Consider the following 12,888-nt stretch of genomic DNA (forward strand, 5'->3'; position numbering starts at 1 on the left):
GAAGTCCATAGGTTCGTTTTGGCAGACTGAAAGTCTGCTTCGTGAAATATGGTAAAACTGAATTCGTGTCAAAAGTTTTTAGAAGCTGAAAGCGACATGCACTAAAGTACATAGTTTTAACTCCATTTGAGACCAATAAAAAAATCTTAAAACTAGCAAAATACCTCTGAGGCAAGCCACAGAGGTATTTCTAAACGTATAAAAAAGCCGATAACCATTCCCTTGAGAATATGCTACCAGCCTTTTCCTTCTAAAGAATCAAACTAACAAAATATCAACCCTTTTCTTTTAAATTAGCTTACTACATAGGTTTTCGAATATCTAGTAATCCTTTATTTCTAATTAATATTAATTGTAACCAGGGGTTTGGGTAAGAGATCCATTGCTTATTAGAATTTCTGACCTTTCAATTGGAATAAAGTTCAGCTTATCGTCCCAAGCACGATCAAACAACAATATAGGTGTATAGGTTTTTACATCAGTATTGACGTCTTTGATAATATCCATACCAAATAAATCTACAGATTCAGTAAACTGAGCAATACCCCATCTTCTAACATCAAAATACCTATGCTCTTCAAAGGCTAATTCAATTCTCCTTTCATTATAGAGTCTTTCTCTTAAATCTTCTCCCGCAATCAAATTAGTCAAAGAAGGCATTTCAACAGTTGGTCTGGCCCGTATTAAATTAATATACTCCCTACAAACATCTTCATGACCTAGTTCGAACATAGCCTCTGCGTAATTGAGATAAATTTCACCAAGCCTAAAAAAGTGGAAAGGAGAAGTAAAGTTAATGGCAAAACTCAATACAGGTTGAGTATCGGTCCCTGGCATAAATTTTCTCATTGTATAATTACTACGGGGGTTGTCTCCACTTTCCTTGTATGAATCAAAACCCCATGTGCTATCATCTGAAGACACCCACTTTTCTAAGGTTACCTCTCTAAACTCGGTTCCATCATAATTTATAGTTTGATAAAATCGAGGATCGCGATTTACATATGGGTTTTGAGGGTCGTATCCTGAAGCTGGATTTATGGTGACAGTATTTACATGATTTACTTTGATAAATGGAAGTTCTCCATTTATCATTTCATAATCGTCTACCAGATTTTGTGATGGACCTCCGGCTCCACTCCAACCACCGTAAGCACCCCATCTGCGTCCAAGCATATACATTGGGAAATCATGAGCATTTGTTTCAGAATAATTTCTGGCCCATATCAATTCATTATTTGTCGAACCCGATGGTGCATTAAAAAGAGTCGTATAATCAGGATGAAGTGAGAAAAAACCATCATCAATCAAGTCTAATGCAGCATCAGCAGCCTTTTGCCATTTTGCCATATCATTTGATGGATTAAAAAGAGGGCTTGCTAGATACAAATACATCCTAGACAATATGGCTTTACCTGCAGACTGTGTCACTCTACCAAAATCTCCTTCATTAGCATAATAACCAAGTGATAAATGAGGCAACGCAGCAGCAATATCTTCTTCTATATAAGCAACACATTCATCGATTGTATTTCGGGAAAAATTAAAATCACTATCCAAATCTAAAAGCTCATCAATTATAGGCACTCCTCCAAACCTAACCGTTAGTCTAAAGTACATGTATGCTCTAATGACTCTTGCTTCTGCAACTAGAACATTACGTTCTTCTTCTGACAAAACAATATCACTTTCCATTCTATCAAGAAATACTAATATTTCTCTAATAAGCTCGTAATCTTTACGCCATGTGTAAACACTACCGCCTCCTCTAAAATTAGCCCTATCTGTTACATTGTCAGGATCTAAAGTGGCATTCAATATTGGTCCAGGATATCGATTTTGACTGTTATGGACTAATTCATCGGTCGCCTTAGCCATAGGGTTTGGACCTTTTGAAACATCAATACCAGCATATAACTGGTTATGGTAAGCTCTAATCAAAGCTGCATCAGACCATACGGCAGATTCAGCAATTCTATCTTTTGGTGGTATATCAAGGATGTCGTCATTACATGAATAAAGTGATAATCCTACTATAATTAAAAATAATATCTTTTTCATTTTATCTAATTCTAAAATTTAACATTAATTCCATAATTGATCACTCTAAGTTGAGGGTAATAAAGTACTTGACCACTAACCTCAGGATCTGACCACTTTATTTCTTTGGCCCAAGTAAGCAAGTTGGAACCACTAACATAAATTCTACATCCCTGCAAGCCTATTTTTGAAATCAGATTTTGGGGTAAAGAATAACCCAATTCGGCACTTTTTAAGCGTATAAATGTAGCATCAAACAAAAAGAACGTATTGTTCCCCGGATTGTCATGACGAGCTCTTGGCATGGTACCGTTGGGGTTATCTACAGTCCAGCGATTGGTTGCCCTGTCAACAAAACCATTGGCAGGTTCGGTTGTGCCTAAATCCTCAAATCTCGTAGCATAATTAAAAGCGCCTGTTTGTCCTTGGAAAAAAAGATTTAAATCTAAATTTTTATAATTGAAGTTTGTATTTAAACCAAAAACCCATTCTGGCGTAACCGTTTTGTCAAACCTGAATCTATCATTTTCATTTATTACGCCATCGTCATTCAAATCGATAATTTTAATATCTCCAACTCCTGAACCGCCTCGGCTTGGATAAGAATCAAGCTCTTCTTGCGTATTAAAAATACCATCCGTTTCATAATATAATGAAGCACCTACGGGCCTCCCTGTTTGGTTTTGGTAGTCTTCTGCATTTGGTGTCTCATCCAAAAACACCACTTCACTTGTAGCGTATGCCACATTTCCGCTAAGAGAATAATTAAAATCACCCATCGAATTTCGGTGTGTAAGAACCAACTCGAAACCGTTTGAATCTACCTCACCAATATTCTCATCTGGTAAGCCCGGAAAACCAACAATCTCTGGTATAGACAAGTTTCTAGAAATTAATATATTCGACCTATTCTCATTCCATAATGTGAATTCCAGCCCAAATTTGCCTTCAAATAAAGTAGCTTCAATACCAAAATCTGTTTTTCTACTAACTTCCCATGTGATATTTGGGTTGGGTAATGTATTTGCAGAAATGCCAGGGACATCGGAGGTACCAAACACATAGTTATTATTGAAAGAGAACGTTTGCAAATATTGGTACTGCCCCACACGGTCATTACCCAACTCTCCATAAGAAAACCTCAATTTCAGGTTATCTATAAAAGATATTTTTTTCATAAAGGGTTCTTCAGACATTCTCCAGCCTCCGGAAATCGCGGGAAAAAACCCATATCTATTCCCATCTGGAAAAGTTTGCGAACCATCATAGCGGAACACAAATTCAAGAAGGTATTTTGATTTAAAATCATAATTAAACCTACCAAAATAATTATTGTAAGCACTTGCTGTAGTGGTTCCTGCATTGTTCTTATCTTCTGGTGCATTACTTCCTGCATTAATTTGGTCAATGGAGGTACTAATAAAATTTTGTCTGTAAGCTTGAATCCAAGTACGCTTGTTTTTTTGTTGTTCCTGTCCTATCATGGCCCCTATGCTATGGTTGCCAAATTTATTTTCATAAGAGATACGGTAGTTGTGCAACAATGTTGTGAACTTATCGAACCTATCTGTTAAGTTTGGTGTTGGTGGGCCTAATGTCTGCACATCATATTCTCCTGTGCCTACATTAAACTGATTAAAACTATAAGGAAGCACCCATCTTTTATTGGTATGATTATCTTGATCGTAGTTTATAGAAGCATCGAATCGCAAACCTTCTACAAATGGAACTTTATATGATACTGTGAATGTGGTATAAATTGGTGTTTCTTCTATCTTGTTTATCCCCCTCTGATTAAGCAATAATGGATTCTCACCAAGGCGTCCTGGTGCTATTAGTCCATTTGGATAAACCGATGGTAGCGTTGGAAGGGCACGCAAGATGTTGTAAAAATTAACAAAATTCCCCACAACCGAGTATTCTTTTTTATTGATGATACCAGAAAGGTTTGCTCCAAAAGTTAAATTATCCGTTAAGTCTACGTCTACATTAGCACGTATGTTATGTTGTCTGAAATTTGTGGGGTTGTTTATATAATTTCCCTCTTGGCTGAGAAAAGAATAAGAGAACAAATACCTGACTTTTTCTGCCCCCCCTCTTGCAGATAAGCTCAATCGTTTTTGCAATGGCATACTTTTCAATGTTTCCTCTGCCCAATTAGTATTGGGGAATAGAATAGGATCGGAACCGTCTCTGAACTTTTGAATATCAGCTTCTGAATAAAATGGATTGAAATCACTACTATTTGGTCTTCCTTGAGCATAAAACTCTCCTTCATTAAATGTTTCGGCATACGTTACAGCATCTAATACATCGGGTGTTATTGTAGGTCTTGAAAAAGCCATATCGTAGGATAGGTTAAAAACAGGTTTACCGGTCTTCCCTTTCTTAGTAGTAACCAAAATAACCCCATTGGCAGCCCTTGCACCGTAGATGGCCGCCGAAGCGTCTTTCAATACCGAAATGTTTTCAATATCATCTGGATTTAGTCGGCTTATATTAGCACGTGGAACTCCATCAATAATTACAAGTGGATTATTATTGTTTAATGTTCCTGTACCACGAATTAAAATATTAGGGTTATCGTTACCGGGTTCACCTGAACGTTGATTGGAGATTAAGCCTGGTAATCTACCTTGTAGATTTGCAGATACGTTTGAACTGGGAGTTTGTTGTAACACTTCGCCCTGTACTGTTGCAACCGATCCTGTTAAGGTCTTTTTTGTTTTTGTACCATACCCTACAATAACAATCTCTTCCAGATTCTGTGAGTCAACTTTTAAAGTAATATCAAATTGTCTACGATCACCCACAGCCAAAGTCTGTGATTCATAACCTAAGTAAGAGACTATCACCTCAGAGTTTTCGTTAGCAACATTCAAGCTAAAATTCCCATCAAAATTAGCAGTCGTACCATTAATAGTGCCTACTTCAATGATGGTAGCTCCTGGAAGTGCCGCTCCGGTTTCATCAAATATCTTACCAGAGATTCGTATGCCTTCTTGTTGGTTTTCCCTATACTTTAAAGGTTTGGGTTTTTCTCTAATTAAAACTGTATTATTTTTCGATAATTCAAAACTAAGATTATTCGTAGATAATACTCTCTCTATTAGTTCAGATACTTTTATCTCTCCTTTTTCTAAATGTACTTTTGACGAATCTTTAAATAAAGATTTTGGATAGACAAAATTTAAGTCGGTCTGTTTCTTGATTATTTTAAACACATGGTCTACCGTAACCAGTTGATTCTTTTTTATCATTATCTTTTCTTGTGAGAAAGAACTTCCTGAGGTTAAACAGAAAACTGTTGTTCCTATTAAAAAGATATATATTTTCATCATAGTTTTTATGAACCGTTTTTCGAAGAGAGAACGGACATTAATTAATATCATTTTCATAAATTTGTTTGGTGTTAGTTATTATTTAGTTTAATTAATACTATCAATTCTGAGGAACAAAGCACAGACACCGCCAAATGTTTATAGGCTTTGTTCCTTTTTTATTTTATTATTATTTTTTTATCATATATTTTATAATTTTTAATTATTCCGAAGTTTTCAATACTTTTAAGTATTTCTTGAATTTCTTGGTTTTTTCTTAATATTCCAATAAATTCTTCATTCTCTATGGCTTCATTTTCAAATATTACTTCTACGTCATACCATCGAGACAATACAATCATCATTTCTTTAAGCGACTTGTTTTCAAAACTAAAAACGCCATCTTTCCAAGCTATTTCATTATATACATCTACTGTTTTTATTATTTTACTATTGTTTACCAAGTCAAGATTTAGTTGCTGTTCTGGCTTTAACTTTTTTAATTCATTTCCTGAACTTACTACCACGCTACCCTCTACTAAAGTTGTATAAATGTTTGATTCTCCTAAATAGGCTTTTATGTTAAATTCTGTCCCCAAAACCTCAACCTCCTGAGATTTATTCTTAACTATAAATTTTACTCCATTATGGTTTGTACTTGCCGACACATCAAAAAATGCCTCGCCATAAACTAACTCAACTTCTCTTGTCTTACCACTGCTAAAACTTACTGGATATTTTAACTCAGATTCAGAATTTAACCACACCTTGGTACCATCAGAAAGTTTTATGGAAAATTGCCCTCCTCTAGGTACGGTTAAATAATTATATTTTATTTCTTCCGATTCCGATTTACTTTTTTCATAGACAATTTCTTCGCCGTTACTATTTACATTTTGCGCATTATAAGAAGTGCCTTTTTCTAAAGCTACCTGAGAGCCATCATCGAATGTTAATATGGCTTTATCGGTTCCAGGCTTAATACTCTTGCTTTTATTGACTATTATAGTTTCATTATTTTTATTGCTGATATGTATACTATTTCTAAAAAAATAAGCAGAAATCATTAATCCAATTACCAAAACTGCTGCTACATATCTATAAACTGATTGGGATTTTAGCTTATAAACAAACGATTCTTTCCTTCGTATAGTAAAAAAAAGTTTATCGAGTAACTCTTGAGTATTGGGTTCTTTCATACTGTAATAAATAGCGTAATGTGTTTTAACATACTCCTTAAATACTTTTTTGTTAGTTGGCTTTTCAATCCACACTACGAGCTTATCTATATCATTAGCAGTAGCAGAATTTGTTAAATACTTTACTATTATATTTTCTATACTAGGCGACATTTTAAAGACATTCATTTTATATATTACAATACAAATTCAATCAATACTTGCTTTTTTAATATTTTTTTTTACATTTAAGTAATGTTTTATGATATTTACCTACCATAAAATACGAATTTATAAATTCAACCAATGCCTAAATCATACAGTAATACCGAACTAATAAAGCTCCTAAAAAATGGTAATGAAGATGCTTATACCTACTTGGTTACTTTTTACCATAAACCTCTTTTTGTATATGCTTTAAGTCTTACTAATGACGATTCCAGTGCAAAGGATATTGTTCAAAATGTTTTTTTAAAAACTTGGGAACATAGAAAAAAGCTAAACCCAAAACACTTAATTAAAAGCTTTTTATATAAAACTACTTATAACGAATTTATAAATCAGTATCATAAGAACAGGAGAGTTTCTATATTGGAACGAGAATATATAGAAGCCCTTGATGAAATAGTTGATGATAACAACTTGGAAATATTGGTACGGAAAATAAATCTGATTACCGATGGCATTACCCACCTACCTCGTAAATGTAAAGATACCTTCTTACTAAGTAAAAAAGAGGGGCTTACAAATATTGAAATTGCGGAGTATCACAATGTTTCTGTTAGAACTGTGGAATGGCAACTTAATAAAGCGTATAACCTGCTTAGAAAACGTTTGGGAGATGAGCTAAAGAGTATTCTATTTTTGTTGTTTAGAAGAAATTCTGTTAGAGATGAGGTTTAGACTAGATACTTCAAGGTAGTCCAAATTGTTAGAAACATAACAGATAAAAGTGCCACTATATATCCGGCAATATTTTTATTAATTGATTTTGGGTTTCGAAGGTATTCATTTGATATCATATAAAATTAAAATACTATTTGGATATCCATACCACTTTCGAAATAGGCTCTTTATAACCATTAAATAAGTCTTGTACTTCGTTTATAAGTTCTTCCTTCTTTTTCGGGAATGACACAGGTTTTCTCAAGAATGTTTAAAACACCTTGTTCTATACTCTTATTCATTACCTTCTTTTTTTGCATACAAGGTTTCATAGGTTTTTTTAGTTGGACTAAAGCCTAAGCTACGGCACCACCAATCATTTTTGATGATACACTTACATATTCTTCTCCAAGATGGAATCTTTCCTCTTTTTTCTAATTTTAAGTTCCCTTGATCTCGAACAAGATCAATAGAAAACCCTTTGTTTTCCCACGATCTAAGAAAGGTTCTTATTTTCCCTTCGTAATGGTTTTTACTAATTTCTGGCATGGATTCTAACAAAATATAGGTGTATTCTTTCCATGTTAACCCCTCTGGCAAGACCACTTTAATTCGACCAAGAACAGCTGTTTTACTATAGATCGCTCCAAAATTAACGCCATGGACTCGTGCCACAATCTTATTCCATGTTTCTGGTTCAATCTGATGATAATACTCCAAACTTTGTCGTTGGTCATCTCCATAGGGTTGGCAAATACGCATTTTATGAATAGACACTCCGCATAAATAAAAATAATCGTAGAGCTTATTGTACTTTAATTTTTCCTTCCCTATATAACGCCAGATATCTTCGGTTCGCCAATCATAGATAGGATAAGAGAATATTAAATTTTTTGAACCCTTGCTCGTCCAATTTTTTCCGTTCCAGCCATTGGTCGTTACCGAAAAAAATCTGTCTAAACTTTCATCAGATCGAATACCCAACAAGCAGCTACACAGCACCCCGTCGGAAAACCAATTGCCCCATTGATACACAAAATCCTCAAATTCCATCCCAAAGCGGAAAAAAGGATAATAATCAACGTCTGATATTACCTGTGGATGTTGTGGCATAGGGCGAATCCATGCTTCCGATTGTTCTGGATCCCAACAGCGCCAATGGGGTTGATAAACGCTAACAGAATTCCGAAGATTCAAAGGAAGGCAAATCCAGTGCAGATTAATTTTTTCAGAATCAAGGCCAATCTCTTCAATATGCTTTATTGTGGTATCATATTGTCCCTCCAAATCAACAAATAATACATCGAGCGGTAATCGGTTTTCATATTCGGCTATTTCCAAAGCTAAATGCAACATAACCGTACTATCCTTTCCGCCACTAAAGGCCAAATACACCTTTGGAAACGTATTAAAAATATCCAGTATACGGTTTTTAGCAGCGGTATAGACATTTTCGTCTAAATAGTTTTTAGGCATTGTTTTATTTATTGTTTAAAAGGATTCTAGTATTTGTGATTTTTTATTTTCTATTGATGTATTAGTTATACATATTTTTTTAATATTATTTTAATTGCAAATATTAAACATCAATAGATAAAATACTATAATATGTGCTGAAGTCTCATAAAATAAGGACAGATAAAATAATTATTGGGATGATTAAGTAATTTAAATTGTTTTATTACGAAATTGAGTGGCTGTTATTCCCATATTACGCTTAAAAAACTGATTAAAATTAGCGACTTCATTAAAATTTAATGCATAAGCTATTTCGGCTACAGATTTATCCATTTGGTGTAAACGTGTTTTTGCGTACAACATCTTATAATCAATAATAATTTTCTGCGCACTCTTACCTCTCGCTTTTTTTACACATTCGGTGAGATATATAGGGCTTATATTCATCTGCGAAGCATATTCGTTTACAGATAAAAAATGATTATTACCTGAAAGGATCAACTGTTCAAATTTTGACATCATAGTATCAAACCTGTTGGTAGTAACCATACCTTTATTGTTTTGGGTAGAACGCTTTACCTTATAAAGTAAGATCATAAGTAAAGACCGAACTATCTCAAGATTATGTAACTCTGTACTTCTTGACTCTTGATATAATTCTTGAGCGATACTTAGTATACCTTTAAAATCATTTTCTGAGAGTTATAGGGATACTGTAGTACAGGATACTACTTCTATGGCCACTTTACATTGGAAAGAAATAATTTCTGATAGTATCTTACAAGAGCTAATTCAAGAAGGATTGCAAAACAATCTCGATTTAAAGACAGCTTTAGAAAATATAAATCAAGCCTAAGCAAGTTTAGTACAAGCTAAATTATCTTTTTTTACCCAGTTTGGAAGGAAGCGCTCAAGTAAGTAGGTCAAAAACGTCACAAGCGTTATTGAATTCTGGTAGCGTAGCTGGTACAAACTCAACTACTACGTCACACTTAGGTCAATTAAGTAGTAGTTGGGAGATTGATGTGTGGGGAAAATTGCGCAGTAACAAACGGTCTGTTTTAGCATCCTTCTTAAAAACGGAAGCGGCAACGAGAGCTGTACAAACACAATTGATTTCAGATATTGCAGTTGCATACTATAATTTATTGGCACTTGATGCGCAATTGGAAATCACCAAAAATACGCTTCAAAATCGAATAGGAGATCAAGAAACTATGAAACTGCTTAAAGAATCGGCCATAGTAGATGGTGCTGCTGTTGTATAAAGTGAGGCAAGTAGATACGAAATAAAAGCTAGTATACCAGATATTGAATTAAGTATTTTACAAGAAGAGAATGCACTTTCTATTTTGTTAGGTAGAGTTCCTGGTGTTATAGAAAGATCATCACTAGAGAAACAAACAGCCTATTCCGATTTAAAAATTGGTCTTCCAGCCTCTCTTCTAAGAAACCGACCAGATATTCAGGAAGCGGAAATGGCTTTTAGAGCTGCTTTTGAGGATGTAAATTTGACAAAAACCTATTTCTATCCGTCACTTACAATTACAGCTAATGGAGGTCTTTCATCTTTATCATTAACCAATTTTTTTGATAATTCCGTATTCTACAATTTAGTTGGTGGTCTAACCCAACCCATTTTTGCAAATGGAGAAAATAAAGCCCGAATAAAGAATTTCTTGAAACGAACTATCCTCGAGGCAGTCCCGATAGCTATCGGGACATAGAAGTATTTCGCTCGTTTCATTTTGACCTTAGGGTCAAAAACCAATCCCGAAAGCTTTCGGGACTGTATTTAGATTCCCTCCCGATAGCTATCGGGATTCATGGGAATGACAATTTCAGCGGAAACCCCGACGCAGAGCGTCGAGGAATTCTTTTCAATTAAAAATTAATAAATCATTACAACAACAAGCTTTTTATGATTATAAAGCAACTTGGTTAAGTGCTGGCGGAGAAATTTCGAATGCACTTTTCCTTTACAAGAAAGCTAAAGAAAAACAGGAAGCAAGAACGTATCAAATTTCAGCTTTAGAAAAATCAGTTGAATTTACTGAAGCGCTTCTGGAATATTCCTCTACCACCAATTATACCAATGTGCTTACCACTAAGAACAATCTATTATCTGCACAATTGGATGGTGTTAGTGACAAGCAACAGGAATTGCAGGCCGTAGTTCAGCTTTACCGTGCTCTTGGAGGAGGCTGGTTAAATTAGGCTTTAGACAAACACATGCCTTGACCAGTGTGGTTAAGGCATATCTAGCTAGATCATAATTAACACCAAGTTAGAAGAAAGCTCATCAATATTTTCCTTATATGCCTACCTGTATATAAAACGCAAACAGTATAACTAACACTGCAAGAATTAAGCTAAGTACAGATACCAAAACAAATGTTGTTAGGAAATTTATGAGGCTAATTACATAAATATAACTCAGAAACTATTTAAGTTTTGTTTTTGGAATTAATTTGGGTGGATTACGTTCTCTGTCAAGGCAAAATAAATACGAATAGCATCGCTATTTAAAGAAATTTTGCTACAGAATGAGGGCTTAAGACGACAAAATAAACTAAAGGATAAAATTTAAACAGTTTATAAAATCAAGTATGACAGAACAATACGCCCCTTATGAAAATACTATTAAAATTTACAATACACAAAGACCACATTTATTCAATAATAGCTAACCCCAATACAAATACATCAACAAAATCCTTTAAAACCTTCCCACATATCATGTATCTTACTGTATGGGGAAAGATTCTGATTGTTTTTTTGGGTTATTAAGACGAAACTTCAATATCACTTCATGATTTCCTCTGCCATAGTTTTTTACTGCTGTTATCGAACTATCATAGGCATAGCCTGCCCGCACCGAATCTGTTATCTTAAAAAACACCAATCCACTTATAGATTCTTTTAACCGATGGCTAATTCCAAACTCCAATGTATTATTCATATTCAATGTCCCACTTATATCCATCGACAAAGGAACACCACTCACCATTCTGGTTAATACAGAGGGGGTAAAAATCATATCATTCTTCAAAGAAAAATGGTACCCTGCACCTGCATAAAAATGTAATTTATCTGTAGCCTCTGTTGCTATTCCCGATTCTTTTTCATATCGATTGGTTTTTAAAATCGCTGGAGCAGATACATTTACATAAAAATTGCCTCCCCTCAAATAGGCGCCAATCCCTATATTTGGATTGAATTCGCTTATATTCTCGGTAAAGAGCGGATCGTTCTCAACTCCTGCCCTGGTCAAGTCTACCTGTACTAAAGAACCGCCCAATGCCTTAATCCCTAAAAAAAGATCTAGCGTTTCTGTTACCGGTACTTTATAAGAAAAATCAATAGTTACATCTATTTCTTTTAGTACAAACACACTACTATTAACAATTGAAAAACCCAGTCCAATTTTTTCGTTTATTGGTACACCCGCTGAAAAACTCTGGATTTCGGGCCCGCCTTCTAAACCTGCCCACTGGCTTCTAAAGTTGGATGTGAATTCTGGTGTTTCTCCAACCCCTGCATAGGCAGGGTTAATAACATTCATATTATAATTATACAGGGTATAGGTTACATCTTGTTGTGCACGTACCTGTATGTAGCTCATTGAGATTACGATAAAACAATATAATTTAATTTTTTTCATTTTATTATTTTTTTATGAAAGCGGTTTTAACCAAAACCGCTTTCAGATAATGGAATGGATAATTTGTTCTGGAATTATGTGGTATTTTTTATTTGAAAAACACAAAGGATTAATAATTGATATATATCCATCCTGTTTTAGGAGCTATTCCCGATTCGTTTAAATTTATGATATACAGATAGGCCCCAACAGGCAATTTTTTAATGCTATTGCTGGTTTTATTGGAGACCCCATTCCAGTCATTTCGATAACCATTGGCTTCATACACTGGTTCTCCCCATTGGTTGAATACCTGAACGGTATTGCTTGGATAATCCGCTATGTTTTCTACCACCCAAGTATC

Annotated in this window: 10 protein-coding genes; 3 read left to right on the forward strand and 7 right to left on the reverse strand. The window is 34.6% G+C overall.

The genetic code is table 11. The features are described 5' to 3' along the window. Positions 1-348 precede the first annotated feature (348 nt). From Q4Q35_RS01615 to Q4Q35_RS01625, 3 genes are all read right to left on the reverse strand, one after another. A complete protein-coding gene (locus Q4Q35_RS01615) occupies positions 349-2,061 on the reverse strand; it encodes a RagB/SusD family nutrient uptake outer membrane protein (protein ID WP_303276174.1) in 1,713 nt (570 codons plus the stop codon). 11 nt (positions 2,062-2,072) lie between these two features. Continuing rightward, positions 2,073-5,381 (reverse strand): SusC/RagA family TonB-linked outer membrane protein, encoded by a 3,309-nt coding sequence (locus Q4Q35_RS01620; protein ID WP_303276175.1) that lies wholly within the window; start codon positions 5,379-5,381, stop codon positions 2,073-2,075. Between the two features lie 158 nt (positions 5,382-5,539). Continuing rightward, entirely contained in the window at positions 5,540-6,727 is a 1,188-nt protein-coding gene (locus Q4Q35_RS01625; RefSeq protein ID WP_303276176.1) for a FecR family protein, read from the reverse strand. Between the two features lie 117 nt (positions 6,728-6,844). On the opposite strand from Q4Q35_RS01625, the gene Q4Q35_RS01630 reads away from it, so the two are divergent. Then, positions 6,845-7,441 (forward strand): RNA polymerase sigma factor, encoded by a 597-nt coding sequence (locus tag Q4Q35_RS01630; RefSeq protein WP_303276177.1) that lies wholly within the window; start codon positions 6,845-6,847, stop codon positions 7,439-7,441. 276 nt (positions 7,442-7,717) lie between these two features. Here the strand turns inward: Q4Q35_RS01630 and Q4Q35_RS01635 are convergent, their stop codons facing one another. After that, a complete protein-coding gene (locus Q4Q35_RS01635) occupies positions 7,718-8,899 on the reverse strand; it encodes a DUF3440 domain-containing protein (protein WP_303276178.1) in 1,182 nt (393 codons plus the stop codon). 192 nt (positions 8,900-9,091) lie between these two features. Further along, a complete protein-coding gene (locus tag Q4Q35_RS01640; RefSeq protein ID WP_303276179.1) occupies positions 9,092-9,430 on the reverse strand; it encodes a helix-turn-helix domain-containing protein in 339 nt (112 codons plus the stop codon). 347 nt (positions 9,431-9,777) lie between these two features. On the opposite strand from Q4Q35_RS01640, the gene Q4Q35_RS01645 reads away from it, so the two are divergent. Together Q4Q35_RS01645 and Q4Q35_RS01650 are read left to right on the forward strand one after the other, a co-directional pair. Then, the gene (locus Q4Q35_RS01645) at positions 9,778-10,149 is read left to right on the forward strand and encodes a TolC family protein (protein ID WP_303276180.1); all 372 of its coding nucleotides are present in this window, start codon (positions 9,778-9,780) and stop codon (positions 10,147-10,149) included. 84 nt (positions 10,150-10,233) lie between these two features. After that, a complete protein-coding gene (locus Q4Q35_RS01650) occupies positions 10,234-10,608 on the forward strand; it encodes a TolC family protein (protein ID WP_303276181.1) in 375 nt (124 codons plus the stop codon). Between the two features lie 1,019 nt (positions 10,609-11,627). Here the strand turns inward: Q4Q35_RS01650 and Q4Q35_RS01660 are convergent. Together Q4Q35_RS01660 and Q4Q35_RS01665 are read right to left on the reverse strand one after the other, a co-directional pair. After that, entirely contained in the window at positions 11,628-12,545 is a 918-nt protein-coding gene (locus Q4Q35_RS01660; protein WP_303276182.1) for a PorP/SprF family type IX secretion system membrane protein, read from the reverse strand. 109 nt (positions 12,546-12,654) lie between these two features. Then, on the reverse strand, positions 12,655-12,888 hold a 234-nt coding region (locus Q4Q35_RS01665), incomplete at its 5' end, for a T9SS type B sorting domain-containing protein (protein WP_303276183.1).

Origin of the sequence: Flavivirga aquimarina (genome assembly GCF_030540835.1) — a bacterium.
GTDB lineage: Bacteria > Bacteroidota > Bacteroidia > Flavobacteriales > Flavobacteriaceae > Flavivirga > Flavivirga aquimarina.